The sequence below is a fragment of the Williamsia herbipolensis genome, from assembly GCF_036153515.1.
Taxonomy (GTDB): domain Bacteria; phylum Actinomycetota; class Actinomycetes; order Mycobacteriales; family Mycobacteriaceae; genus Williamsia_A; species Williamsia_A herbipolensis.
Genome location: NZ_CP108021.1, coordinates 3580609 through 3604454 on the forward strand (window position 1 = coordinate 3580609; position 23846 = coordinate 3604454).

The window sequence follows — 23846 nt, forward strand, 5'->3', positions numbered from 1 at the left end:
TTTCGTGGGTGCAGAAAAGATGTGTGGGGTGCGGTGGACCGGTCTCTACAGACCCAGGATCCCCGAGGCGATGATGGTGCGCTGCACCTCCGACGAACCGCCGTAGATCGATACCTTGCGGGTGTTGAGGTACGTCGGCATGGCGAGGTGTGCCCACTCGGCGTCGTCGAGGGCGGGGTCGAAGACGGTCAGGGCGTCGGTACCGGCCAGGTCGGTCATGAGCTCGGTGACCTCCTGGGTGAGCTCGCTGCCGCGGAGCTTCAACACCGACGACACCGGGTTCGGCTTGCCGTCGCCGTCGGAGGCGACCACGCGCAGCTGGGTGAGTTCCAGTGCCAGCAGGGCGTTCTCGAGTTCGACGAAGCGGGCGCGGGTGAACGGGTCGTCGAGCAGGGAGCCGTTCGGGGTCGGGATCGACGCCGCGATCTCCTTGGCCCGGGCGAGACGGATCTTGTTGTACGAGACGCGGGCGATGCCACCGCGCTCGTTCGACAGCAGGAACTTCGCGTAGCTCCAGCCGGCGTTCTCCTCGCCGACGAGGTTCTCCACCGGGACGCGGACGTCGGTGAACCAGACCTCGTTTACCTCGTGGCCGCCGTCGATGAGCTGGATCGGACGCCGCTCGATGCCCTCGGAGTTCATGTCGATGAGCAGGAAGCTGATGCCGGCCTGCTTCTTCGGTGCATCGGGATCGGTGCGCACCAGGCAGAAGATCCAGTCGGCGTACTGCGCAAGCGTGGTCCAGGTCTTCTGGCCGTTGACGATGTAGTGGTCACCGTCGCGGACGGCCTTCGTCTTCAACGACGCGAGGTCCGAGCCGGCCTCGGGCTCGGAGAAGCCCTGGCACCACCAGATGTCGAGGTTCGCCGTCGCGGGCAGGAAGCGGTCCTTGATCTCCTGTGAACCGAACTGCGCGATGACCGGTCCGACCATCGCGGCGTTGAACGCCAACGGTTCGGGCACGGCGGCGAGGTTCATCTGGTCCTGCCAGATGTGGCGCTGCACCGGGGTCCAGTCCTTGCCGCCGTCGGCGACGGGCCAGTTCGGGACCGCGATGCCCTCCTCGTTGAGGATGCGCATCGTGGTGACGATGTCGTCGGGGAAGTTCAGATTTCCCGCGGCCGAGCGTTCGCGAATCTCTTTGGGGATCTTCGTGGTGAAGAGCGTCCGCATCTCATCGCGAAAGTCCGCTTCTTCGGGGGTGAGGGCGAGGTGCATAGCTCCTTATTACTCCCACTGCGGCCCGGGACGTCAACGCAGGTGGCCTCCGTGCGGACACCGGGACACGATCGCCGCTGCCGTTATCGCTTCGTGATCTTTCGAGACCTTCTCGTGATGTCGCGGGAGCGGTCGGCGAGATGTCTCCTTGACATCGTCCATTGTGACGGTGATCCACGACGGATTCCGCAGGACAGAGAGCAGGACCGCCATGAGTGCCGCCACCACGGAGACCTCCCGCCCCACCCGCCGGCGTTCCATCGGGGCCGGATCGGGTGTACTCCTCGTCCTGACCGTCGTGGTCATCGCCGCGCTGGTGACCTTCGTGCTGCAGAACACCGACAAGGTGAGCGTGAAGTTCCTCGCCTGGCAGCTCGATCTCGGGCTGGGTCTGGCGCTGCTCATCGGTGCGGCGGTCGGCGCCGTCCTCGCCTGGCTGATCTCGGGCTCGATCCGTGCGCGCCGAGCGCTGAAGTGATCCCGCTCCTGGCACGGCGCTACATCTACCGCTACCTGCTGGTGGCGTTCGCGCTGCCGCTCGTCGCCCGGCTCAGCCTGTCAGCGGGCGCCCGACTCGAACGCCGCAAGGGCCGCCGCACCATCGTCTCGCGCATCCTGACCGGCGTCGGTCGCTTCTCGCGCAAGCGGGTGACCAAGGCCGTCGACAAGGGCGTCGTCACGCCCAAGGCCGCCGAGCGCGCCCGCGCCTGACGGTCCGTCGTCGGTCGGGAGTTCGCCGCGGTCGCGCAACACCACCGCGGCGATCGCGGCCGCGGCGATCAGCGACACGATGAAGATCGCGTAGCCCACCGCGGTCGCGCGCAGGCCCACGTGGCCGGTGACGACGCCGGCGATCACCGCAGGAACGCTGAACGCGGTGTAGCAGACGGCGAACACCGCCGCGAACACCTGCGCGCGCTGCGAGGGCGCACTGACTCGCGCCATCTCCGACATGATGCCCAGAAGTGTGGTGCCGAAACCGATTCCGGCCAGGATCGACCCGATCACGTACACCGGTGCCGACTCGGCCAGGACCGCCGACATCGAGATCAGCACCCCGCCGGCGAGAGCGCTGTACCCGACGACGAGCTTCATCGTGGTCGACGCGCGGGAGGCGACGGTCGAGGCGAGGGCGGCGCTGCCGAAGAAGGCGCACAGGATCGCGCCACCGGTCGCGTGGTTGGCGACACCGAGGATCTGCGCGGTGATCGACGAGCCCAGCGACAGGTAGAGCCCACCGAGCGACCAGGTGGCGAGCATCGCCGGGACCGCCGAGAAGAACACCGGACGCACGTCGGCAGGTACGGCGATACTCGGTGAGATCGTCCCCAGCGCATGTGAACTCGACTCGAAGCCGAGGAGCGGCGAGGTCTCGGGCAGGAACGCGATCGTGGTGAGCAGTACGGCCAGGGCGACGATCAGGACGACGTAGACGATGACCCGCGGCAGCGGCGCGTACTCCACCAGCACGCCGGCGAGCACCACGCCCGTCGCGAGCCCGAGGGGCGGGGTGGCCGTGCTGACCATCGACCCCAGATGTGGTGTCGGGGCGAGGTCGACGAGGGCGGCACTCACGGTGCCGACCAGTGCGCCGGTCGCGAGCCCCTGCAGCACCCGGGCGGCGATCAGCATCGCGACACCGTCGGCGGTCAGGAACACCACCATGCTCACGATCAGCAGGACGATGGCGCCGGCGAGGACGGGACGTCGACCGATGTGGTCGGAGATCGATCCGACGGTGAGCAGCGTTCCCACCAGCGCGAGCACGTACACCGCGAACACGATGGTCAGGGTGAAGGCCGAGAACCCGAACAGCTGCTGATAGACGGGGTAGAGCGGCGACGGCGCGGCCGAGGCCAACAGCACCACCGTCGAGGTCAGGCCGACCAGCCAGAAGGCCACCGACCGCGGGATCTGTCGCTGCATGTCGCTACTCCTCGCTTAAAGCAGTGATTGTTGCTTTTGAGAAGGTAGCACCGTGCGCCGACTTAAAGCCAGTCGATTTGCAATAATGGCAGACATGACTCCCACCCGCACCTCTGCCCGACGGCCCGGCGGCCGCAGCGCACGCGTGCAGGCCGACGTCTACGCGGCGGTCGGCGCGCTTGTCAGCGAGGGTCATCGCGACACGATGACCGTCCCGCAGGTCGCCGAACGCGCCGGGGTGAACCCCACCAGCATCTATCGCCGCTGGGGCGGGGTGGCCACGCTCCTCGAGGAGGTCGCGGTCGCCGCGCTGACCGGCGACGAGCCCATGCCCGACACCGGCGCCATCCGCGGCGATCTCGAGGCGTGGGCGGGCATCATCGTCGCCGACATCACCCGACCCGAGCGCATCGTCTACCTCCGCGCGATGGTCAGTGCCCGCCAGGGCACCCCGGGTGAGTGCCCGTGCTGGGAGACCCGAGACGAGCAGGCCGGACAGATGCTCGCCCGCGCCGCCGAACGCGGCGAGGCCGTACCGACCGTCGCCCAGGTGCTCAACCACGTCGTGGCGCCGCTGTACCACCACGTCGTGTTCGGGCTCCACGCCGACGAGGCCTTCGCGCACTCCCTCGTCGCCGACGTCCTCGCGATGGCGCCGGCGCGCGTGCTCGCGCACTAGCCTGCGGCTCAGTCGTTCCCGCTGTCCGCGGTGACCTCGGTGATGTCGGACAGGAACCGGAGGACGACCTCGCGCTCGTCGTCGGGGAGGGCGCGGCAGACGTCGTCGATGCGGCTGATCGTCGCACTCCACGCCGCGTGCGTGGCCTGACGCGCGGCCGGGGTCTCGACCACCGACACCCGGCGTCGGTCGACGGTGTCGCGGACCCGCCGGACGTGCCCGGCGCGTTCGAGTCGGTCCACCAGGACGGTGGCCGAGGCCGACCGGATACCGAGGTGCGCGGCCAGCTCCGCCACTCCCATCGGTCCGCGCTGTGCGAGCGCGGCGATCGCCGCCATGTCGTTGGGGTTCATCCCCATCCGGTCGGCCATGCGCCCGACCAGCTCTCGCGACGCGCCGACCATGTCGCGGACGGCCACGGTCGCGGGGTCGAGGTCCGCGTAGGAGGAGTCCCCGCCGGTCGAGCTGTCACGGGTGGGCATGGGGGACATCCCACCATCGGGCGAGTGCATAGTCAATATGGTAGTTCGACAAACTGATTGCTAGATTGTCTACATACATTCGTAGCGAAAGGGACACCGACATGGCCGATCGACGAGCACACGAGGGTGACCGACCGCGAGTCCTCGTGACCGGGGGCAGTGTCGGAGGGCCGGCGCAGGCGTGGGCCCTGCAGCGGGCGGGTTTCGCGGTGACGCTCGTCGAACGGGCGCCGCGTCCACGCGAGGCCGGGCAGAACATCGACATCCGCGACGCCGGTCACGCGGTGCTGCGGGCGATGGGTGTCCGCGATGAGGTGAAGGCGGCCTCCACCGGAGAGGTGGGCATCCGCTACCTCGACCATCGCGGGGAGCCCTACGCCGAGCTGCCCGCCCTCGAGGGAGCCGACGGGCCGACCGCCGAGCTGGAGATCCTGCGCGGGAAGCTCTCCGAGATCCTGATGGGACTCACGGAGGGAACGGTCGAGCACCGGTTCGGGACGCACGTCGTCGCGCTCGACGACCGGCCCGGGGACGGGGTCGACGTCGCGTTCGCCGACGGCGCCCGCGAGCACTTCGACCTGGTCGTGGTGGCCGAGGGGCGCAACTCGACGACGCGCGACCTCGTGTTCGGCGACGAGGTGGGCACGATCAGCCGTGGCCTCTACATCGCCTACGGCACGATCGCCCGGTCCGCCGCCGACGATGACTGGTGGCGCTGGATGACCGCGCGGGACAGCCGCATGGTCGGCCTCCGTCCGGACAACACGGGCACGATCCGAGCGAACCTCGGTTTCCTGGCGCCGGATCTCGGCCTCGACCGTCTCGGTCACGCCGCGCAGATGACGGTGCTGCGCAACCGTTTCGCCGACGTCGGGTGGGAGACCGACCGCATCCTCGACGGCTTCGAGGCCGCGCCGGAGGAGTTCTACATGGAACGCACCGACAAGGTGGTGATGCCGACCTACTCCCGAGGACGGGTCATCGTCGTCGGCGACGCGGCGTGGGCGGGCGGCCCCACCGGTATGGGGGCGACGCTCGCACTGGTGGGCGCCTACGTCCTCGCCGGCGAACTCGACGCGGCCCGCACCGGCGACGTGATCGACCATCGCCGCGCTTTCACCGCATACGAACGGATCATCCGCCCGTACGCGGAGTCGGTCCAGACCCCGTCGTCGGGCAACTCCCGCATGGTGATGCCGCGGACGACGCGCGGCCTGCGGGTGCTGCGAGCCGTGCACACCCTGCTCGCGCGACCCGCGGTGCGTTCGCGGGTCGAGCACCGTCTGCTCTCGCGGGCGGGCAAGGATTTCGTGTTGCCGAGTTACCCGATCTACGCCGACGCGCCGGTCACTGCCGGACGGGGTGTCGGCTGAGGATCGAGACCCGGTTGAACGCGTTGATGGCGATGGCGACCCAGATGACCGCCGAGACCTGGTCGTCGGTGAGCGCGGCGCGGGCCCGTTCGTAGTGGATCTCCGCCACGTCGTGCGGCGGCAGGGTCGTCACCGTCTCCGCCAGCAGCAGTGCCGCGCGCTCGGTCTCGTCGAACAGCTCGGTCTCGCGCCAGGCGGGCAGTGTCGCGATGCGCCCCACGGTCTCGCCGGCGGCGATCGCGCGGCGCGAGTGCAACTCCAGGCAGAACGCGCATCCGTTGATCTGCGACACCCGTAGGTTGATCAGCTCCACCAGGATGCGCGGGAGATCGGCGCCGTGTGCCGTGTCCGACACCGCGGCGGCGACCCCACCCAGTGCCCGGTACGCCTCGGGGGACTGCTTGTCGATGTAGATGTGCGGGAGGTCCATCGCGACTCCTGTAGGTGGCTCGGTGGGCGTACGCCGCAGGTGGGATCACCGGCGTATCGTTCACTCACGCATCAACATAGACGCGGCGTGAGCGAGCGGATGGGACGGCGATGAGCAATCTCGAAGAGCACCCGGTGTCCCAGGAGTGCGTGGCCGACCCGCGCGGCGGCGTCGAGGTCATCACCGCGCGCGAGGTGCCGTTGGGCGGTCCGCGCGCGATGCGTGTCCGTCGGACGCTGCCGCAGCGACAACGGTCGCTGATCGGGGCGTGGTGCTTCATCGACCACTACGGCCCCGAGGACGTGTCGACATCGGCCGGTATGGACGTGGCGCCGCACCCCCACACCGGTCTGCAGACCGTCAGCTGGTTGTTCACCGGCGAGATCGAGCACCGCGACTCCGCGGGCGTCCACGCGATGGTGCGCCCCGGTGAGCTCAACCTCATGTCCGCCGGTCACGGCATCAGCCACTCCGAGGTGTCCACCCCGGACACGACGATCCTCCACGGGGCGCAGCTGTGGCTGGCACTGCCCGATGCCGTGCGCGACGACGACCACGGCTTCGACCACTTCGCGCCCGAACCGGTCACCGCCGGCGGCGCGCAGATGCGGGTGTTCCTCGGCGACGTGGGGATGCGGGTCGGCGACGAGCGCGTGCGGGCGGACTCACCGGTGCGGACCGCGACCGCACTGGTCGGCGCGGAGATCGTGCTGCCCGCGCACACCACCGTGACGCTCGAGGTCGCTCCGACGCACGAACACGGCGTGTTGAGCGACCGGGGTGACATCGCCGTCGAGAACGAGTCGCTCGCGGTCGGCGAACTCGGGTACGTCGGCGTCGGGTCGCCGACCGTCGTCGTCGCCAACCGATCCGACACGTCGGGTCGGGTACTGCTCGTCGGGGGCGAGCCGTTCACCGAGGAGATCATCATGTGGTGGAACTTCGTCGGACGCACCCACGACGAGATCGCCTCCTATCGTGCGCAGTGGGAGGCCGGCGACGTCCGATTCGGGACCGTCGAGGGATACCGTGGGCCGCACCCGCGTATCCCGGCTCCCGAGATGCCCACCACCGCGCTGCGCCCGCGCGCCAACCCGGCGCCGCACGCCGGCTCCACGAGAGGCCGATGACCATGCCGACCGACAAGACCGGCGCCCGGGCCGAGATCGCCGACAACCCGGCGATGCAGCGATTCGAGATCTCCGTCGACACCGGCGACGGCACCGGCTCCGTGGTGGGCTTCGCGCTGTACCGCGACCGCACCGACGATTCCGGCCGCGCGCAGCGGGTCTTCTTCCACACCGAGGTCGACGACGCCTTCGGCGGTCGTGGCCTGGGGACGTTGCTGGTCCGCGGCGCGCTGGAGGCCATGCGCGACAACGGAACCCGCGTGGTGCCGGTGTGTCCACTGTTCGCCGCCTACCTGCGCAAGCACGACGACTTCGCCGACATCGTCGACCGCCCCACCCAGCAGATCATGGACGACCTGCGCGAGCAGACCGCCTGAGGACTCAGGCCCCGACCCGGGGCCGCACGTCGGCGAGACCGAGATGGTGTCGCAGGGTGGTGCCGGTGTAGTCCTCACGGTGCACGCCGCGTTCCTGCAGCAGCGGGACCACCTCGTCGGCGAACCGGTCGAGGCCCCCGGGGGTGATGTGGGGGACGAGGATGAAGCCGTCGCACGCGTCGGCCTCGACGAACTCGATCATGGTGTCCGCGACGGTCTCTGCCGAGCCGATGAACGACTGCCGACCGGTGACCTCCACGATCAGCTCGCGCGTCGTGAGCTTCTTCGCCTCGGCCAACTGCCGCCATTCCGCCGCGACGTCTCGCGGATCGCGGTGGATGCGCACGCTGGCCCGCCCCTTCGCGACGGTGTTCTCGCCCGGGATGGGATCGACGGCCGGCAGCGGGCCGTCGGGATCGTGGTCGGAGAGATCCCGGTTCCACAGTTGCTCGAGGAATTTGATCGCGGTCTGACCGCTGACCTGCGCCAGGCGCACCTCGTGGGCGAGATCGGCGGCGTCGGCGTCGGTGTCACCGATCACGAACGTCGTCGCGGGCAGGATCAACAGCTCGTCGGGCTCGCGACCGAAGCGGGCGAGCCTGCCCTTCACGTCGGCGTAGAACTGTTGACCCGCATCGAGGGTCCCGTGCCGGGAGAAGATCGCGTCGGCGGTCTCGGCCGCGAAGTCACGGCCCTCCTCGGAATCGCCCGCCTGGAAGATGACCGGGCGTCCCTGCGGACTGCGCGGCACCGAGAACCGGCCGGTGATGTCGAACTGGCTGCTCGCGTAGGAGAACGCGCCCGCGTCGGGTCGTCGGAGGAACCGGCCCGTGGCCTTGTCGGCGACGATGTCGCTGTCGTCCCACGAATCCCACAGTCGCTGTGCGGCATCGAGGAACTCGCGCGCGCGGGTGTAGCGGGCGTCCTTGGCGAGATAACCCCCGCGACGGAAGTTCTGGCCGGTGAACTCGTCCCACGACGTGACCACGTTCCACGCCGCCCGGCCGTTGGTGAGGTGATCGAGGCTCGCGAACTGCCGCGCGACCTCGACCGGCTCGTTGAACGTCGAGTTGATGGTGCCGGTGAGGCCGAGGTGGCTCGTCACCTCGGCGAGCGCGGCGAGAACGGTGAACGTGTCCGGGCGGCCCACGACGTCGAGGTCGTAGATCTGGTCGTTCTGCTCGCGCAGCCGCAACCCCTCGGCGAGGAACAGGAAGTCGAACTTGGCGCGTTCGGCGGTCCGCGCGAAGTGGACGAACGACTCGATGTCGATGTGGCTGCCGGCGGCGGGATCGCTCCACACCGTGGTGTTGTTGACGCCGGGGAAGTGCGCGGCGAGATGTACCTGACGGCGGCGGTTCTTCTCGGGGGTGGTCATGCTGTCACCAGTCCTGCGTAGCGGTTGGCGGGGCGGGGGAGTCGGAGATGTCCGCGCAGGGTCTCCTCGGAGTAGTGCGTGCGGAACAGGTTGCGTCGCTGCAGTTCCGGGACCACGCCGGCCACGATCGCCTCGAGGTCCAGGGGCACGGCGCCCGGTCGCAGGCGGACACCGACCACCCCGGTCTCGGGGTCGACGAGCTCGGCGATCCGGTCGGCGACGTCGGCGGGGGTGCCGACGACCACCGCGGCGTCGTCGGAGAACTCGGTGCCGAGCCACTCGTCGAGTCGATCGCGGTGCGCCCGCGCCTGCGCGCGGGTGTCGCCGAGGAACACGGTCAGATCGGCCAGCACGCGCACGGCGTCGCCGCGGCCGGCCTCGACGCGGGCCCGGTCGATCTCGGCGACGATGCCGCACGCATCGGCGACGTCGGTGGGGGTCACGAACGCGAGGTCGGCCGAGCTGCCGACGAAGCGGTGCACGTCGCCCGTGTGGCTCAGCGCCGCGATGATCGGTTGGCCCTGCGGCGGTCGCGGCGTGATCGACGGTCCGCGCACCGAGAAGAACGCACCCCGGAAATCGATGTAGTGCAGCTTGTCCCGGTCGATGAAACGGCCGGTGGCGATGTCGCGGATCTCCGCGTCGTCCTCCCAGCTGTCCCACAGGCGACGCAGGACCTCCGCGTGATCGGCGGCCTCGGCGAGCAGGTCGGGGACGGGTTCGGCGCCGGGGCGGCGTCCGAACAGCGCGGTGTCGCCCGCGTGGTGCGAGATCCGCAGGCGGACTCCCGCCCGACCGTGCGACGCGTGGTCGAGGCTCGCGATCGCCTTCGAGACGTGGAACGGCTCGGTGTGGGTGGTGACCGCCGTCGGGATCAGTCCGACGTGATCGGTCGCGAGGGCGACGCGGGCGGCGATGAGCGTCGAGTCCAGATGTCCGACCGCGAGATCCACGCGCCCGTCGGCGGTGGCGGCCGGACCCGAGGAGGAGTCCGAGAGGGAGAACGAGTCCTCGATGGTCACCAGATCGAGCAGCCCCTGCTCGGCGAGGCGCACCTGATCGACCCAGTACTGCGCACTCACCAACTCGGTGGGGCGGGCCGAGTCGAGACGCCAGGCGGCCGGGTGTCGTCCCGCGCCACCCAGCGCGACGCCGACATGGATCGATTGCTCGGGGCTCGCGGACACGCGGACCTCACCTCCTGGTAGCGGTTGTCGTCGGGTCAACTCCAGGGTGCTGGTGACGATTCCGTTCGCGCGGAGAACAAATCACGGTGAACGCAACCGTCGCGAGATCGGCCGCGACGGCGCTCACTGGATCCATGTCTGTCTCCATCGGTGTCCTGCGTCCGTCGTGGCTGACGCGGTTGCGAGCGGTCGACCTGCTCTCGGCCGCCGCAGCGCTCAACCCCGACGCACACTCGGTGTGGCCGTCGTCGCGAGCCGCCCCGGCGACGCGGGCCGACGGGGCCTCGGGAATCGACGAGCGATGACCGCCATCCCGTTGTCGGTGCTGGACCTGTCGCCGATCTCGCAGGGCGGCACCCCGACCGATGCGCTGCGGAACTCGGTCCGTCTGGCGCAGCACGCAGAGAGCCTGGGCTACAAACGTTTCTGGCTCGCCGAACACCACTTCGTCGCCGTGGCCAGCTCGTCGACGCCGACGGCGATCGCGCTCGTCACCGCGGCGACCGACCGCATCCGCGTGGGGGCCGCGGCCGTTCAGATCGGGTTCCACACGCCGGTGTCGGTGGTGGAGGCGTTCGGCACCATCGACGCCCTGCACCCGGGACGCCTTGATCTGGGGCTCGGGCGGTCGGGTCAGCGTCGCGCCGAGGCCACCGCGGGATCGGCGCCGCCGCGCAGGCCGACCGTGACCGACGATCGGCTCGTCGACGGGGTGCTGGTGCCCCCGCCCTTCTCCGCGGCGAAACAGCTCGGGTCGCCTCGGATGGCCGCGGCGGCGACCGCTCTGCTGCCGCCGCCGGCGCAGCAACCCGATTTCGCCGAGGCCGTCGACGACGTCCTCGCGCTGCTCGCCGGCACCTTCGAGGTCGGGGGCGAGCACTTCTCGGCGGTGCCCGGTGAGCACGCCGAGGTCGAGGTGTGGGTGTTCGGCAGCAGTCGGGGCCAGAGCGCCGAGGTGGCCGGCCGACGCGGTCTGCCGTTCGTCGCGAGCTACCACATCACCCCCTCGACGGCCCTCGACGCGGTCGCGGCCTACCGCGACGCCTTCGTGCCGTCGGAGACGCTCGCCGAGCCCTACGTCGTGGTGTCGGCCGATGTCGTCGTCGCCGACGACGACGCCACCGCCCGCGAACTCGCCTCGAGCTTCGGGCCGTGGGTCCACAGCATCCGCGCCGGTGGTGGCGCCGTGCCCTATCCCGACCCCGCGGTCACCGAACCGCTCACCGAGGCCCAGCAGGCCGTCGTCGACGACCGCGTGCGCACCCAGTTCGTCGGCGACGCGCCCTCGGTCGCCGACGGTCTCCGCACCCTCGCCGCCGCCACCGGCGCCGACGAACTCGTCGTCACCAGCGTCACCCACGGCTTCGACGACCGCCTCCGCTCCCACGAGCTCCTCGCCAAGGAGTGGGGTCTGGCCTAGTCGACGGCGAAACTCTGCGCTCTCAGCCACGGCGTGGACGTACGTTCCATGCCGCTGCTGTCAGAGCAGGGTTTCGCCGCGGTGTGCGCGGCGTCGGATCAGGTCGAGGATCACCTCTTCGCTCGTGGCCCACTCGTGCACGACCTGTCGATAACTCAGACGGAGGACGACGTATCCGAGCTGGACCAGCCGTCGATCCCGGGCGCGGTCGGCTTCGTACCGTTCGGTGCCCGTGTGATGCGACTTGCTGTCGACCTCCACCACGAGACGGTCACCGATCAACAGATCCACGAACCCGACGCCCGGGACGTGGTGCTGCGGGGTCACCGCGATGTTCCTCGAACGCAACCGCACCCGGACCATGGTCTCGGTGCCCGATTGCGCGCGTCGGTCGCATCGTCGGAGTAGGTCCCGGACTTCGCGCGGGGCGTCGTGCAGCGCGGAGACGAGGTCGTCTGACGTCACCGACCTCAACTGGAGCGCGGAGTCGCAGAGCACCACGAAACCCTCGGGGTCCACGCATCGTGCGGCGTGACGGAGTGCGGTCGTCACGTCGTCGATCGCAGAATGCGGGGGCGGTGCGAGGCCGTACGCGCGACAGTGTCCTGGGTGTCGGCCACCGCGATTCTCGGGCCGTGCGTGCAGTGCATGGTCTCCCTCCGGTACCCAGATGCCGTGCCACCGGAGCGCGGAGACGCAGGACAACACGCCGCCCGCGCGTACTGCCGCACGGACGTCGGGATCGGCTCCCGGGGTGGCGAACCACCCCCGCCGGAGTCGCTCCAACGTTCCGGATCGCAGTAGCCGTTTGATCGCCGCGTCGTCGACCCCTGACGCGGCGAGTCGGGCCCGGGACACCACCCCACCGTGCCACCGTGTCAGGTGCGCGACCTCGAACATGAACGAATTCTCATCGCTGCCGCGACCAGGCGATGTCGTGCTCGGCGGTCGCTGTGGACAGGTGCCCGTCGGTGCGAGCGCGGGGACCAACTGTGGACGATGAGGGGTGCTCCGAACGGAACCGCCGCGACCTTGCACTCGCCATGGGCGAGTGCTAAAAAGGCAGTTGGCACTCTCGAACCGGGAGTGCCAGGTCGGAACGGTGAGATCGGGTCTTCACTGACACCCCCGGTCGTCCGTCGCGGGCACCGAGTCCGGCCAACGAACTTCAGTGTCACCCCCTATCGGAGGATCACTTCGCATGGCCAAGCAAATCGCGTTCGACGAAGAGGCCCGTCGCGGCCTCGAGCGGGGTCTCAACAGCCTCGCCGACGCCGTCAAGGTGACGTTGGGACCCAAGGGTCGCAACGTCGTTCTGGAGAAGAAGTGGGGCGCCCCCACCATCACCAATGACGGTGTGTCCATCGCCAAGGAGATCGAGCTCGAGGATCCCTACGAGAAGATCGGTGCCGAGCTCGTCAAGGAGGTCGCCAAGAAGACCGACGACGTCGCAGGCGACGGCACCACCACCGCCACCGTTCTCGCCCAGGCGCTCGTGCGTGAGGGCCTGCGCAACGTCGCGGCCGGCGCCAACCCGCTGGGCCTCAAGCGCGGCATCGAGAAGGCCGTCGAGGCCGTCACCGAGTCGCTGCTGAAGTCCGCCAAGGAGATCGACACCAAGGAGCAGATCGCTGCCACCGCCGGTATCTCCGCGGGCGACCCGTCCATCGGCGAGCTCATCGCCGAGGCCATGGACAAGGTCGGCAAGGAAGGCGTCATCACGGTCGAGGAGTCCAACACCTTCGGCCTGCAGCTCGAGCTCACCGAGGGCATGCGCTTCGACAAGGGCTACATCTCGGGCTACTTCGTGACCGATGCCGATCGGCAGGAAGCGGTCCTCGAGGATCCCTACATCCTGCTGGTCTCGGGCAAGGTCTCGACCGTCAAGGACCTGCTGCCGCTGCTGGAGAAGGTCATCCAGGCCGGCAAGCCGCTGCTGATCATCGCCGAGGACATCGAGGGCGAAGCGCTCTCGACCCTGGTGGTCAACAAGATCCGTGGCACCTTCAAGTCGGTCGCCGTGAAGGCCCCCGGCTTCGGTGACCGTCGCAAGGCCATGCTGGCCGACATCGCCATCCTCACCGGTGGCGAGGTCATCAGCGAAGAGGTCGGCCTCTCGCTCGAGGGCGCGGGCATCGAGCTGCTCGGTACCGCGCGCAAGGTCGTCGTCACCAAGGACGAGACCACCATCGTCGAGGGCGCGGGCGATTCCGACGCCATCGCCGGTCGTGTCTCGCAGATCCGTGGCGAGATCGAGAACAGCGACTCCGACTACGACCGCGAGAAGCTGCAGGAGCGTCTGGCCAAGCTGGCCGGCGGCGTCGCGGTCATCAAGGCCGGCGCTGCGACCGAGGTCGAGCTCAAGGAGCGCAAGCACCGCATCGAAGATGCCGTGCGCAACGCCAAGGCCGCCGTCGAGGAGGGCATCGTCGCCGGTGGTGGCGTGGCCCTGCTGCAGTCGGAGCCGGCCATCGACGGTCTGTCGCTCGAGGGTGACGAGGCCACCGGTGCCAACATCGTGCGCGTCGCGCTCGAGGCCCCGGCCAAGCAGATCGCGTTCAACGCGGGCCTCGAGCCCGGTGTCGTCGCCGACAAGATCCGCAACAGCCCGCTGGGCACCGGCCTCAACGCCGGCACCGGCGTGTACGAGGACCTGCTCGCCGCAGGCATCAACGACCCGGTGAAGGTCACCCGCTCGGCGCTGCAGAACGCAGCCTCGATCGCGGCCCTGTTCCTCACCACCGAGGCCGTTGTCGCCGACAAGCCGGAGAAGAACCCGGCCCCGGCGATGCCGGGTGGCGACGAGATGGGCGGGATGGGATTCTGATCCCCCCCGTCTGACTCGACAGACAGTCTGACTCATCAGACACAACCGAAGGCCGGTCACCGTTCGCGGTGGCCGGCCTTCGGCGTTCCCGGAGTCAGTTGGAGCGACGGATGAGGTCGTCGATCAGGACCGCGGCGCGTTCCCCGGCGTCGGTGTCGGTCTGCGCGGCGACCGCACGGGCGGCCGAGGCCCGACCCAGGGCGGACAGCACCGCGCGGTGCACGGCCTCCGGGGTGAGATCGCCCGGCGACATCCGGACGCCCGCGCCGGTGGCCGCGAACCTCGCCGCGACGTCGTGCTGGTCTCGGCCGAACGGGACGACCACCACGGGCACACCGCGCGCGACGGCCTTCTGGGTCACGCCGAGGCCGCCGTGTGTCACCGCGACCACCGCCTTGTCGAGGATCTGATCGTGCGGCCCGTTGCGCAGGATGGTGGTGTGCGGCCCGCGGGTGAACCCGGCCGGGTCGGTGTCCCCACAGGTGACGACCACGTGCAGGCCGGTGTCGGCGAGCGCGGTGAGGGTGGTCTGCGCCAGGTGGGCGTCGTTCTGGAACTCGGTCGAGCAGGTGACGAGCGCGACGGGGCGATCGATGGCGGCGATCTCGGGATGTACCGGCGCAGGCGGGGACCACAGCGACGGTCCGACGAGGTGCAGGGTGTCGGGCCAGTCCGCGCGGCGGTGCTCGATGGGCGGCCCGACGAAGTTGATCACCAGCGGGGCGATACGCAGCAGGTCGTCGGTGTGCCGGATCGGCGGGAGCCCGACGGAGCGGCGCGCATCGTTCATCGGACCCAACGACAGGCGGTCCCACAGCGCTCGGCCCGCGAAGGCCATCACCTCGTCGCGCACACGGTGGCGCCGGCCCGATCCCGGCAGCATCCCCGTCCCGATCATCGGACCGCGCCCGCTGAAGATCGGGAGGAAGGTGGGACACCACACCGCCCACGGGATCCCCGCGCGTTCGGCCGCGAACTGCACTCCGGCGGCGTTGAAGTCGGCGACCACGAGGTCGGGTCGACGTTCGGCGATCAGGGCGTCGGCGAGCGCGAACTGGGTGGGGATGCGCGACATCACCTCGGCCACGATCGACCGGACACGCTCCCGTCGTGACGGCGAACGCCAGTCGTCGAGCTCGGCGTCGTTGAGCTCCGGCGGCAGCGCGGCCGCCGACAGCCCCAGGTCGGCGAGCATGGGGACCTCGGAGGCGAGGGTGACGATGTGGATGTCGTGTCCGCGACGTCGCAGCGCGAGCATCGCGTCGACGATCGGGTACAGGTGTCCGCGGGCGGGTGAGGTGATGACGAGGACCCGCGCGCCGGCGGGCGGAGTGCTCCCGTCGGTCATCGAACGGCTCGGAGCGGATCGCATTCTGCGGACCGCGCCCGCGGGTTGCGGGCGGCGTCGGCGACCCGCGCATCGGCGGGCCACGCCGACGAGGCGAAGCGAGCGCAGTTCGCGCCCGTGGTGACGTAGTCGAGGAACGCGGTCTCGATGCCGGCCTGCGTGTTCTGCGCGACCGGTCCGAGGGTCATGAGATGCGTGGCGTCGCGCACGACCGCCCACCACGCGGGGGCGTCGACGATGCCGTCGAAGGTGCGTCGGATCTCTCGTGGCGGCGCCACGATGTCGCGGGTCCCGCTCATCACCAGCGTCGGTGTGGCGACGGCGTTCGCGACCGTACCCACCGCGGGGCCGATGGCGACGACCCCGACGACGCGCACGCCGCGGGGCAGCGAGAACTCCGCCGGCGTCGCGATCCCTCGTGCCCGGAGCCCGAGGAGATCGGCCGCGTGGAGTGCGTTCGTCGCACCGTAGGAGTGCCCGGCGATCACGACCGACCGCAGATCGATGCGACCGAACAGCGGGGAGCGCCGATCGGCGTCGGCCGCGACCGCGCGTCGGATCCCGCGGAACGTGCTGTAGGGCACCAGTTCGTCGAGCTGGTACGACACCGCGACGACGTATCCGTGACTCGCAAAGTGTCGCGAGAGGCGGTCGAAGTAGCCGGGGTTGGCCCCGAACCCGCCGCTGAACACGACCAACGGGTGGGTCCGACCGGAATCGATCGGGTAATAGAAGTTGACGCCGGTGCCCGATCGGGTGCCGATCGGTGCTGCGTCGGTGCACTCGAGAGGTGCGAACACGCGATCGCGGCGCGCCTCGCCGGTCTGCTCGACGGCGGCCGGCCCGCGGCAGGGGCCGACGGTCGTGGTCGACGCGACGGCGAACGGGCCGGGTGCAGCGGGATCGGTCCGGGACGCCGGGGCCTGCGGCAGCGGCTCGGCGTGGGCGGGCGTCGCCACGAGGGCGGCGAGAAGGGCAACAGCGACGGCACCGACGCGAACACGCACTGGGCGACTCTCCTGATCATGCTGGTTGAGTCGGACCACAGTAGCGCTCGTCGGCGACGATGGACCCATGCGCATGGTGACCTCTTTCGCCCGGATCTACACCACCGACCTCGACGCGCTGCTCGCGGCGCGCGCGATGCTGGGCTCCCCGTCCACCGGAGGTCGCAGGTTCGCCCTGCCCGACCGCGGGCTGCAGGTGATGATCACCGACGACACCGTCATCGTCGCCGGCGACGAGGACGCGCTCGCCGCCGTACGCGACACGCAGATCACGTGGCTCGTCGACGACCTCGACGGGGCGCTCACCGCGCTACGGCCACGGATCGAGCGGATCGTCGCCCCGCCGACGCGCGTGCCCACGGGCCGCAACGCCACCGTCCGGCTCGGCGACGTCCAGGTGGAGCTGGTGCAGTGGGACGAGACCTGAGGTCTCAGGCCGCGCGTGCAGCCGCCGGGGCGGTGATCCCGCGACGGTCGAGGATCGGGCGGACGCCCTCGGCGAAGTGATAGGCCTCCTCGAGATGCGGATAACCCGAGAGGATGAACTCGGTGAACCCGGCGTCGTGGTACTCGCCGATGAGGTTCGCGACCTCCTCGTGTGACCCGACGAGCGCGGTGCCCGCCCCGCCACGGACGAGGCCGACGCCCGCCCACAGGTTCGGGTGGATCTCGAGGGAATCGGTGCGACCGCCGTGCAGTGCGGCCATCCGGCGCTGACCCTCCGACTGCGACGCCGAGTGCAGCTGATGGGCATTCGCGATCTGGTCGGCCGGGAGCTCGTCGAGCAGCTTCTGTGCGACCGCCCAGGCCTCTGCCGAGGTGTCGCGGCTGATGGTGTGCAGCCGGATCCCGTATCGGAGGCGCCGTCCCTCGGCGTCGGCCAGGGCACCCACGCGGTCGATCTTCGCCTTCGCGTCCGCCGGTGGTTCACCCCACGTGAGGTAGGTCTGCACGCGGCGCGCTGCGACGGCCAGGGCCGGATCCGACGATCCGCCGAACCAGAACTCCGGCACCGGGTCCGGTGCCCGCGACACCCTCGCGTCGGCGACGCGGTAGAACTCGCCGGAATGATCGACCGACTCCTGCGTCCAGATGCGGTGCACGAGGTCGAGGAACTCGTCGGTGCGTGCGTAGCGGCGGTCGTGATCGACCCAGTCGCCGAAGCGGCGCTGCTCGGCGTCGTCGCCGCCGGTCACGATGTTCAGCAGCAACCGACCCTCCGACATCCGCTGCAGGGTCGCCGCCTGCTGGGCGGCGAGCGTCGGTGGCGTCAACCCGGGCCGGAACGCGACGAGGAACTTGAGCCGACGGGTCGCCTGCAGCAGGGCCGCGGTGGTCAACCATGCGTCCTCACACCACGTTCCGGTCGGGGTGAGGACACCCTCGTAGTCGAGACGGTCGGCGGCCTGGGCCACCTCGGTGAGGTAACGCAGGGTCGGCGGCCGGAAACCGGCGGGCTCCACCCGATGCGACGACGCGTGCGACGCACCGACGATCGAGCGTCCGTCGCCGGCGGTGGGCAGGAACCAGAAGACACGTGCGCTCATCGTGTGGCCGCCTTCACGGTGGCGTCGAAACGGGTGTCGACGAAGTCGGAGAACGGCTTGCCGGCCGGGATCTGCTTCGCCGCGACGAAGGCGTCGTACAGCTTCTGCTCGGAATCGATCACCGTCTGATCGAGGGGGATGGCCGGCCGCAGGCTGCGTCGTTGCGCCTGCTCGCCGGCGACGGGGTCGATCTTCACCGCTGCCGAGTACTTCGCCGACCACTCCTCGGGGTTGGCCTGCGCCCACGCGGACGCCTTGGCCAGTCGGGACACGAGATCGGCCAGTGCGGTGTTCTTCGCCGGGTCGTCGAGGGCCTGCTGCGAGGCGATGCCGAAGCCGTAGCCGTTGGCGACACCCTGCGCGGTGGTCAGGGTCCGCGCGCCGGTCTGCTGCTGCGCGAGGGCGGTGAACGGATCCCAGATGGCCCACGCATCGACCTGGCCCGCGGTGAACGCGGTCAGCGCGTCAGCCGGTTGGAGGGGGACGAGCGTGACGTCGGCGGGGGTCAAGCCGGCCTTCGTCAGCTGGAGCAGCAGGTGCCCGTGGGCCGAACTGCCCTTGCCGAAGGCGATCCGCTTGCCGCGCAGATCGGCGACGCTGCGCGCGGTCGAGGTCTTCGGCACCAGGATCTGATCTCCGCTCGCGTCGTTGGTGTACGCGCTCACGACCTTGATGCGGGCGTTCGCGGCGGCGCCGAAGATGGGCGGGGTGTTGCCCGTGACGGCGAAATCGATGCGCCCCGCGGTCGCCGCCTCCACCTGCGGTGGACCGGAGGTGAAGGTGGAGAACGACACCCGGTACGGGGTGCCGGTTAGCTGCCCCGATGCCTCCAGCAGAGCCTGGGTGCCGCCCTTCTGATCACCGACGTCCAGCGTGACCGAGGACAGTCGACTCGGGTCGACGGTCGACGGCGCGGCGGCCGACACGGTGTCGGATTCGCGCGAGACGCATCCGGCGAGCGCGGTGGCGCCGACGACGAGGGTCAGCAGCGATGCCGCGACACGGCGCGACCGGGGACGAGAAGCGAACAGCATGAGTGCCTTTCCGGTGGTACAGAACAGATCAGTGCACGCCGAGGGCGTCGAGAAGGTGCGCCCGCAGCGCCGAGAAGCCGGGGGTCCCGCGGTCGCGGGGGCGGGGGATGTCGACCTCGACGCGATCGGCGATCGCGCCGTCGTCGAGCACCAGAACCCGGTCGGCCAGTGCCACCGCCTCGTCGACGTCGTGGGTGACGAGCAGGACGCCGAAGCGGTGCCGCTGCCAGAGGTCGAGAAGCAACGACTGCATCGACAGCCGGGTGAGGGCGTCGAGGGCGCCGAAAGGTTCGTCGAGCAGCAGGAGTTCGGGTTCGCCGACCAGTGCGCGGGCCAGGGCGGCCCGCTGCGCCTGCCCGCCGGAGAGCGTGGCAGGCCAGGCGTCGAACTTGTCGTCGAGGCCGACCTCGACGAGCGTGGCCTCCGCGGCGCGCAGGGCCGGGGCCCCGGTGACCCCCGAGGGGTTGAGTCCGTAGGAGACGTTGTCGACCACGCTGCGCCACGGGAACAAGCGGGGTTCCTGGAACGCGACAGCCGGGCGACCCGCGACGTGGGTGTCGCCGGTGTGGTCGTCGGACAGGCCGGCGAGGACACGCAGGATGGTGGACTTACCGGATCCCGAACGCCCCACGAGCGCAACGATCTCGCCTCGGGCGACGGTGAGATCCACCCCGCGCAGGACCTGATGGTCGCCGTACCACTTGTCGACGCCGCGCAGCGATGCGACGGCGGTGTCGGTGGCCGTCACCGGTCGCCCTGGTAACGCAGTGCGCGGGCCTCGAGGATGCGCACGATGCCGTCGGTGATGATGCCGAGCAACGCGTAGACGACGAGTCCGAAGATGATGGTGTCGATCCGCAGGAAATCACGGGCCTGATTGATGATGAAACCGAGCCCTGCGTCGGAGTTGACCTGTTCGGCGACGATCAGCGTCAGCCACGCGATGGCCAGCGACTGTCGGAACCCGACGAGCAACTGGGGCGCGATGCTGGGCAGGATGACCCGCGAGAAGCGTTGACGCCATGAGAATCCGAGCACCGTGGCCGTCTCGAGATGGCGGCGGTCGATCTGGCGGATCGCAGACGACGTGTTGAGGTAGAGCGGGAACGCGACACCGAGCGCGACGAGCAGGATCTTCGGGGTCTCGCCGATGCCGAACCAGATGATGAACAGCGGGATCAGGCCCAGGTGGGGCAGTGCTCGCAACATCTGCAGGGGCGGGTCGACGGTGGCCTCGGCGACCCGCGACAGTCCTACGAGCGCACCGAGCGCGACACCGATCAGGCCGCCCAGCACGAGTCCTTCGACCACCCGTGTGCCCGACACCACCAGCGCATCGGCCAATTCGCCGTTGCGCACGAGTTCGGCTCCGGCGTCGGCGATCAGCGACGGGGCGGGCAGGATCCGTTCGGGGATGATCCGCAGCGCGCTGCCGATCTGCCAGAGGACGAGCAGAGCGATCGGCGACAGCACACGGATGACGGTCCAGCGGTGTCGTCGCCACCGGGATGGCGGCACCCGGCTCGTCTCGGGAGGCGCGACGTGCGCGGCGGTGGTGGGTGCCACCGGCGTCTCGATGCGCGCGTACGAAGTGACCATCGGCGAGGTCCTCTGCTGGAGTCGTGACCGACACCGATCGGTGCCGTGGACCCGACGGTCACAAACATTCGGACATCGAGCGACGGTTCCCGTCAGCCTGGGTCGATCTGCCGGCGAGATTTGCCACCCCGTCGGGTCGGGTCGCTAGGGAATGCGTCGCGCCCATGGGCGCCGATCACGACGCCTGTGCTCCCACGGCGCCGACCACCGCGGAATCCTGGCTCGCACGTCGTGGTTGAGACCGGTATGAGCAACCCCATCGCCGTCGAGATCTGGTCGGACATCGCGTGCCCGTGGTGCTACATCGGCAAACGTCGGTTCGAGGCCGGACTCGCCGCGTTCGAGGGGCGGGACGACGTGACGGTGACCTACCGGAGTTACGAGCTCGCGCCCGACACCCCGACCGACTTCGACGGCTCCGAGGTCGATTTCCTGGTCGGGCACAAGGGGATGTCGTCCGCGCAGGTCGAGCAGATGCTCGACGAGATGACGCAGCTCGCGGCGGTCGAGGGACTGGCGTACGACTTCGACGCACTGCACCACACCAACACCCGACTCGCCCATCGCACACTGCATCTCGCACGGACCGTGGGACGCCAAGGCGAGTTGACCGAGCGGTTGTTCGCGGCGTACTTCACCGAGGGGCGCCACCTGGGGCGCCCCGAGGAGCTCGCCGAACTCGCCGCGGAGGTCGGTCTCGACCGCGCGTCGGTGCTCGAGGCGCTGGCCGGCGACGACTTCGTCGACGAGGTCGACGCCGACATCGCCCAGGCGCGCGCCCACGGCATCGCCGGTGTCCCGTTCTTCGTCCTCGACGGCCGCTACGGCATCTCCGGCGCCCAGCCCGCCCCGGCGTTCACCTCCGCTCTCGAGCAGGTCGTCGACGACCGGCGGGATCAGCCCGCGCGCGCCTGACCCGTCCGAGGGTGAGGTGGTGCGTTCTCCGCGTGTTCATCTCGATGTAGTTGGCGAGGCTAAAGTTCGCGACCATGCGTCTGACCCGCCTCACCCCGCCCCTCGCCCTGGCGCTCGTGACCGCCCTCGCGCCCGCCGCGATCGCCGCGGCCTCGCCTGCCCCGCCCTCGCCCGCCCCGACCTCGACCGGGACGACCATCGGCGCGATCCAGGGACCGGGGTTCACCTCGCCGCTGGTCGGGCAGAAGGTCTCCGGGGTGCCCGGGGTGGTGACGGCGATCCGGACCGGATCCCCCCGCGGCTTCTGGATGCAGTCGGCCACACCCGACCGTGATGATCGTTCTCATGACCGCTCGACCTCCGACGGCATCTTCGTGTTCACCGGGTCGGCCGCGCCGACCGTGACGCCGGGCGACGCGGTCACCGTCGCGGCCACGGTGACCGAGTACCGCGCGGCGGCGAACGTCACCGACCTCAGCGTCACCGAGCTGACGTCGCCGACGGTGACGGTGGTGTCGTCGGGCAACGCGCTCCCCGCCCCGGTGGTCATCTCGCCGACCGCGGTCCCGTCCCGCTTCGCTCCCCCGGTGTCGGGCGACATCGAGCAGATCCGCCGCGCGGTGCCCACCCGATCGGCCCAGGAGTTCTGGGAATCGCACGAGGGTGAGCGCGTGTCGGTGCCGGCGCCACGGATCATCGCCCCGAGCAACACCTACGGCGACGTCTACATCACCTCGAAGCCGAACGCGGACCGGACGATCCACGGTGGCGCGCTGCTGTCGAGCTATGACCTGCCCACCGGTCGGGTCAAGGTCACCGCCCTCGACGGCGCGAAGCCCCGGATGAACGTGGGTGACCGGTTCGCGGGTCCCGTCGTCGGCCCGGTGGACTGGTCGAGCTTCGGCGGTTTCGTGATCGACGCGCCTAGCCTTCCCGCGGTCGTCTCCGGCGGACTGACCCCGACGGTGGCGTCGAAGCCCGACGCCGCCGACCTGTCGGTGGCGACCTACAACGTCGAGAACCTCGCCCCGCGCGACCCGCAGACGAAGTACTCGGCGCTCGCCCGCGGCATCGTCACCAATCTCGCGAGCCCCGACGTGGTGGCCGTCGAAGAGGTGCAGGACAACTCGGGCGCCACCGACGACGGCACCACCGCCGCGAACACCACGATCTCGACCCTCGTCGACGCGATCGCGGCCGCGGGCGGTCCGCGATACGACCACCGCGACGTCGATCCGACCAACGACGCCGACGGCGGCCAGCCGGGCGGCAACATCCGAACGGTGTTCCTGTTCAACCCGTCTCGCGTCGCGTTCGTCGACCGCGGTACGGCGACGGCCACCACCGCGACGACCCCGCAGCGCAGTGCGAGCGGTGGTGCCGAGCTCTCGGTGTCGCCGGGCCGGATTGCTCCGACCGACCCGGCGTGGGCGAACAGTCGCAAACCCCTTGTCGGTCAGTTCGTGTTCCGGGGTCGCACGGTGTTCGTGGTGGGCAACCATTTCGCCTCCAAGGGCGGTGACCAGTCGGCCGACGGCCGGTTCCAGCCGCCCGCACACAGTTCCGAGACCCAGCGACTCGCCCAGGCGCGCGTCGAGAACGCATGGATCCGGAGCCTCCAGGCGATCGACCGGCGCGCCTCGATCGTGATCGCCGGGGACCTGAACGACTACCAGTTCAGTCCCGCCGTCCGCACCCTCACCGGGGGCGGTACGGGTCTCGTCGACCTGATCGCCACCCTGCCGCGCGAGCAGCAGTACACCTACGTCTACTCCGGGGTGTCGCAGGTGCTCGACCACATCATCGTCAGCGCCGACCTGCGCGCCCGGGCGCGGTACGAGGTCATCCACCTCAACGCCGAGTTCGCCGGCCAGACCTCCGACCACGACCCGCAGGTGGTGCGCGTCCGCCCGTAGCGTGCGGAGGGCGGCCGAGCGACACCGTCGCCCGTAGCGTGCGGAGGGCGGCC

General features: G+C 70.0%; 24 protein-coding genes and 1 pseudogene. 11 read left to right on the forward strand and 14 right to left on the reverse strand.

What is annotated here, in order from left to right; translation table 11 throughout:
- Positions 1-45 precede the first annotated feature (45 nt).
- Positions 46-1218 (reverse strand): acyl-CoA dehydrogenase family protein, encoded by a 1173-nt coding sequence (locus tag OG579_RS16430; protein ID WP_045821684.1) that lies wholly within the window; start codon positions 1216-1218, stop codon positions 46-48.
- A 211-nt stretch (positions 1219-1429) separates the two neighbouring features.
- Here OG579_RS16430 and OG579_RS16435 point away from each other — a divergent pair, with 211 nt between their 5' ends.
- On the forward strand, positions 1430-1696 hold the full coding sequence (locus OG579_RS16435) for a lipopolysaccharide assembly protein LapA domain-containing protein (RefSeq protein ID WP_045821685.1): 267 nt from the start codon (positions 1430-1432) through the stop codon (positions 1694-1696).
- Positions 1697-1776: 80 nt separating this feature from the next.
- On the opposite strand, the gene OG579_RS16440 is transcribed toward OG579_RS16435, so the two are convergent.
- Positions 1777-3144: an MFS transporter gene (locus OG579_RS16440; RefSeq protein ID WP_065973494.1), complete on the reverse strand. Its 1368-nt coding sequence runs from the start codon at positions 3142-3144 to the stop codon at positions 1777-1779.
- A gap of 94 nt (positions 3145-3238) precedes the next feature.
- Between OG579_RS16440 and OG579_RS16445 the strand changes: the two genes are divergently transcribed.
- Positions 3239-3823: a TetR/AcrR family transcriptional regulator gene (locus OG579_RS16445; protein WP_238981167.1), complete on the forward strand. Its 585-nt coding sequence runs from the start codon at positions 3239-3241 to the stop codon at positions 3821-3823.
- An 8-nt stretch (positions 3824-3831) separates the two neighbouring features.
- Here the strand turns inward: OG579_RS16445 and OG579_RS16450 are convergent, their stop codons facing one another.
- Entirely contained in the window at positions 3832-4335 is a 504-nt protein-coding gene (locus OG579_RS16450; RefSeq protein ID WP_328856804.1) for a MarR family winged helix-turn-helix transcriptional regulator, read from the reverse strand.
- A 71-nt stretch (positions 4336-4406) separates the two neighbouring features.
- Here OG579_RS16450 and OG579_RS16455 point away from each other — a divergent pair, with 71 nt between their 5' ends.
- Complete coding sequence (locus OG579_RS16455; protein ID WP_328856805.1) at positions 4407-5678, forward strand: FAD-dependent monooxygenase; 1272 nt, start codon at positions 4407-4409, stop codon at positions 5676-5678.
- On the opposite strand, the gene OG579_RS16460 is transcribed toward OG579_RS16455, so the two are convergent.
- Positions 5653-6108, reverse strand: a complete 456-nt coding sequence (locus tag OG579_RS16460) for a carboxymuconolactone decarboxylase family protein (RefSeq protein ID WP_328856806.1) — start codon at positions 6106-6108, stop codon at positions 5653-5655. The two genes, OG579_RS16455 and OG579_RS16460, sit on opposite strands and share 26 nt — an antisense overlap.
- 110 nt (positions 6109-6218) lie before the next feature.
- Between OG579_RS16460 and OG579_RS16465 the strand changes: the two genes are divergently transcribed.
- Together OG579_RS16465 and OG579_RS16470 are read left to right on the forward strand one after the other, a co-directional pair.
- Entirely contained in the window at positions 6219-7238 is a 1020-nt protein-coding gene (locus tag OG579_RS16465) for a pirin family protein (RefSeq protein ID WP_328856807.1), read from the forward strand.
- Positions 7235-7615, forward strand: a complete 381-nt coding sequence (locus OG579_RS16470) for a GNAT family N-acetyltransferase (protein ID WP_328856808.1) — start codon at positions 7235-7237, stop codon at positions 7613-7615. Before OG579_RS16465 ends, OG579_RS16470 begins: the two co-directional genes overlap by 4 nt.
- 4 nt (positions 7616-7619) lie before the next feature.
- Here OG579_RS16470 and OG579_RS16475 read toward each other — a convergent pair whose 3' ends face one another.
- Positions 7620-8993: an NtaA/DmoA family FMN-dependent monooxygenase gene (locus OG579_RS16475; protein ID WP_328856809.1), complete on the reverse strand. Its 1374-nt coding sequence runs from the start codon at positions 8991-8993 to the stop codon at positions 7620-7622.
- Positions 8990-10180: an LLM class flavin-dependent oxidoreductase gene (locus OG579_RS16480; protein WP_328856810.1), complete on the reverse strand. Its 1191-nt coding sequence runs from the start codon at positions 10178-10180 to the stop codon at positions 8990-8992. The genes OG579_RS16475 and OG579_RS16480 overlap by 4 nt, the downstream gene beginning before the upstream one ends.
- A gap of 134 nt (positions 10181-10314) precedes the next feature.
- On the opposite strand from OG579_RS16480, the gene OG579_RS16485 reads away from it, so the two are divergent.
- Entirely contained in the window at positions 10315-10485 is a 171-nt protein-coding gene (locus OG579_RS16485) for a hypothetical protein (RefSeq protein ID WP_328856811.1), read from the forward strand.
- Positions 10482-11600: an LLM class flavin-dependent oxidoreductase gene (locus OG579_RS16490; protein WP_328856812.1), complete on the forward strand. Its 1119-nt coding sequence runs from the start codon at positions 10482-10484 to the stop codon at positions 11598-11600. Before OG579_RS16485 ends, OG579_RS16490 begins: the two co-directional genes overlap by 4 nt.
- 60 nt (positions 11601-11660) lie before the next feature.
- Here OG579_RS16490 and OG579_RS16495 read toward each other — a convergent pair whose 3' ends face one another.
- Together OG579_RS16495 and OG579_RS22000 are read right to left on the reverse strand one after the other, a co-directional pair.
- On the reverse strand, positions 11661-12152 hold the full coding sequence (locus OG579_RS16495; protein WP_328856813.1) for an endonuclease domain-containing protein: 492 nt from the start codon (positions 12150-12152) through the stop codon (positions 11661-11663).
- Positions 12153-12377: 225 nt separating this feature from the next.
- Positions 12378-12500: pseudogene (locus OG579_RS22000) on the reverse strand (type IV toxin-antitoxin system AbiEi family antitoxin domain-containing protein); the annotation flags it as partial.
- A 301-nt stretch (positions 12501-12801) separates the two neighbouring features.
- Here OG579_RS22000 and groL point away from each other — a divergent pair.
- Positions 12802-14427 carry a chaperonin GroEL gene (groL, locus tag OG579_RS16500; protein ID WP_045821695.1) on the forward strand — a complete coding sequence of 542 codons (1626 nt, stop codon included), beginning with the start codon at positions 12802-12804 and terminating at the stop codon, positions 14425-14427.
- Between the two features lie 94 nt (positions 14428-14521).
- Here the strand turns inward: groL and OG579_RS16505 are convergent, their stop codons facing one another.
- Positions 14522-15775 carry a glycosyltransferase gene (locus OG579_RS16505; protein ID WP_328856814.1) on the reverse strand — a complete coding sequence of 418 codons (1254 nt, stop codon included), beginning with the start codon at positions 15773-15775 and terminating at the stop codon, positions 14522-14524.
- Complete coding sequence (locus OG579_RS16510) at positions 15772-16782, reverse strand: alpha/beta hydrolase family protein (protein ID WP_328856815.1); 1011 nt, start codon at positions 16780-16782, stop codon at positions 15772-15774. The genes OG579_RS16505 and OG579_RS16510 overlap by 4 nt, the downstream gene beginning before the upstream one ends.
- A 73-nt stretch (positions 16783-16855) precedes the next feature.
- On the opposite strand from OG579_RS16510, the gene OG579_RS16515 reads away from it, so the two are divergent.
- Positions 16856-17209: a hypothetical protein gene (locus OG579_RS16515; RefSeq protein ID WP_328856816.1), complete on the forward strand. Its 354-nt coding sequence runs from the start codon at positions 16856-16858 to the stop codon at positions 17207-17209.
- Between the two features lie 4 nt (positions 17210-17213).
- Here OG579_RS16515 and OG579_RS16520 read toward each other — a convergent pair whose 3' ends face one another.
- From OG579_RS16520 to OG579_RS16535, 4 genes are read right to left on the reverse strand one after another with little or no spacing between them, the layout of a single operon-like run.
- Positions 17214-18329, reverse strand: a complete 1116-nt coding sequence (locus tag OG579_RS16520) for an LLM class flavin-dependent oxidoreductase (protein ID WP_328856817.1) — start codon at positions 18327-18329, stop codon at positions 17214-17216.
- Positions 18326-19363, reverse strand: coding sequence for an ABC transporter substrate-binding protein (locus OG579_RS16525; protein WP_328856818.1), 1038 nt, complete (start codon positions 19361-19363; stop codon positions 18326-18328). The genes OG579_RS16520 and OG579_RS16525 overlap by 4 nt, the downstream gene beginning before the upstream one ends.
- A 28-nt stretch (positions 19364-19391) precedes the next feature.
- Positions 19392-20111 carry an ABC transporter ATP-binding protein gene (locus OG579_RS16530; protein WP_328856819.1) on the reverse strand — a complete coding sequence of 240 codons (720 nt, stop codon included), beginning with the start codon at positions 20109-20111 and terminating at the stop codon, positions 19392-19394.
- Positions 20108-20962 (reverse strand): ABC transporter permease, encoded by an 855-nt coding sequence (locus OG579_RS16535; protein ID WP_328856820.1) that lies wholly within the window; start codon positions 20960-20962, stop codon positions 20108-20110. The genes OG579_RS16530 and OG579_RS16535 overlap by 4 nt, the downstream gene beginning before the upstream one ends.
- Before the next feature lie 246 nt (positions 20963-21208).
- On the opposite strand from OG579_RS16535, the gene OG579_RS16540 reads away from it, so the two are divergent.
- A complete protein-coding gene (locus tag OG579_RS16540) occupies positions 21209-21877 on the forward strand; it encodes a DsbA family oxidoreductase (protein WP_328856821.1) in 669 nt (222 codons plus the stop codon).
- A 74-nt stretch (positions 21878-21951) separates the two neighbouring features.
- The gene (locus OG579_RS16545) at positions 21952-23793 is read left to right on the forward strand and encodes an endonuclease/exonuclease/phosphatase family protein (RefSeq protein WP_328856822.1); all 1842 of its coding nucleotides are present in this window, start codon (positions 21952-21954) and stop codon (positions 23791-23793) included.
- Positions 23794-23846 lie beyond the last annotated feature (53 nt).

Excerpts from the sequence above, each read along its gene's own strand:
- OG579_RS16535 (WP_328856820.1), bottom strand. The coding sequence starts at position 20,962 with ATGGTCACTTCGTACGCGCGCATCGAGACGCCGGTGGCACCCACCACC.
- OG579_RS16490 (WP_328856812.1), top strand. The coding sequence starts at position 10,482 with ATGACCGCCATCCCGTTGTCGGTGCTGGACCTGTCGCCGATCTCGCAG.
- OG579_RS16455 (WP_328856805.1), top strand. The coding sequence starts at position 4,407 with ATGGCCGATCGACGAGCACACGAGGGTGACCGACCGCGAGTCCTCGTG.
- OG579_RS16475 (WP_328856809.1), bottom strand. The coding sequence starts at position 8,993 with ATGACCACCCCCGAGAAGAACCGCCGCCGTCAGGTACATCTCGCCGCG.
- OG579_RS16465 (WP_328856807.1), top strand. The coding sequence starts at position 6,219 with ATGAGCAATCTCGAAGAGCACCCGGTGTCCCAGGAGTGCGTGGCCGAC.
- OG579_RS16540 (WP_328856821.1), top strand. The coding sequence starts at position 21,209 with ATGAGCAACCCCATCGCCGTCGAGATCTGGTCGGACATCGCGTGCCCG.
- OG579_RS16525 (WP_328856818.1), bottom strand. The coding sequence starts at position 19,363 with ATGCTGTTCGCTTCTCGTCCCCGGTCGCGCCGTGTCGCGGCATCGCTG.
- OG579_RS16505 (WP_328856814.1), bottom strand. The coding sequence starts at position 15,775 with ATGACCGACGGGAGCACTCCGCCCGCCGGCGCGCGGGTCCTCGTCATC.
- OG579_RS16545 (WP_328856822.1), top strand. The coding sequence starts at position 21,952 with ATGCGTCTGACCCGCCTCACCCCGCCCCTCGCCCTGGCGCTCGTGACC.
- OG579_RS16485 (WP_328856811.1), top strand. The coding sequence starts at position 10,315 with ATGTCTGTCTCCATCGGTGTCCTGCGTCCGTCGTGGCTGACGCGGTTG.
- OG579_RS16435 (WP_045821685.1), top strand. The coding sequence starts at position 1,430 with ATGAGTGCCGCCACCACGGAGACCTCCCGCCCCACCCGCCGGCGTTCC.
- groL (WP_045821695.1), top strand. The coding sequence starts at position 12,802 with ATGGCCAAGCAAATCGCGTTCGACGAAGAGGCCCGTCGCGGCCTCGAG.
- OG579_RS16450 (WP_328856804.1), bottom strand. The coding sequence starts at position 4,335 with ATGCACTCGCCCGATGGTGGGATGTCCCCCATGCCCACCCGTGACAGC.
- OG579_RS16520 (WP_328856817.1), bottom strand. The coding sequence starts at position 18,329 with ATGAGCGCACGTGTCTTCTGGTTCCTGCCCACCGCCGGCGACGGACGC.
- OG579_RS16430 (WP_045821684.1), bottom strand. The coding sequence starts at position 1,218 with ATGCACCTCGCCCTCACCCCCGAAGAAGCGGACTTTCGCGATGAGATG.
- OG579_RS16460 (WP_328856806.1), bottom strand. The coding sequence starts at position 6,108 with ATGGACCTCCCGCACATCTACATCGACAAGCAGTCCCCCGAGGCGTAC.
- OG579_RS16515 (WP_328856816.1), top strand. The coding sequence starts at position 16,856 with ATGGTGACCTCTTTCGCCCGGATCTACACCACCGACCTCGACGCGCTG.
- OG579_RS16440 (WP_065973494.1), bottom strand. The coding sequence starts at position 3,144 with ATGCAGCGACAGATCCCGCGGTCGGTGGCCTTCTGGCTGGTCGGCCTG.
- OG579_RS16445 (WP_238981167.1), top strand. The coding sequence starts at position 3,239 with ATGACTCCCACCCGCACCTCTGCCCGACGGCCCGGCGGCCGCAGCGCA.
- OG579_RS16470 (WP_328856808.1), top strand. The coding sequence starts at position 7,235 with ATGACCATGCCGACCGACAAGACCGGCGCCCGGGCCGAGATCGCCGAC.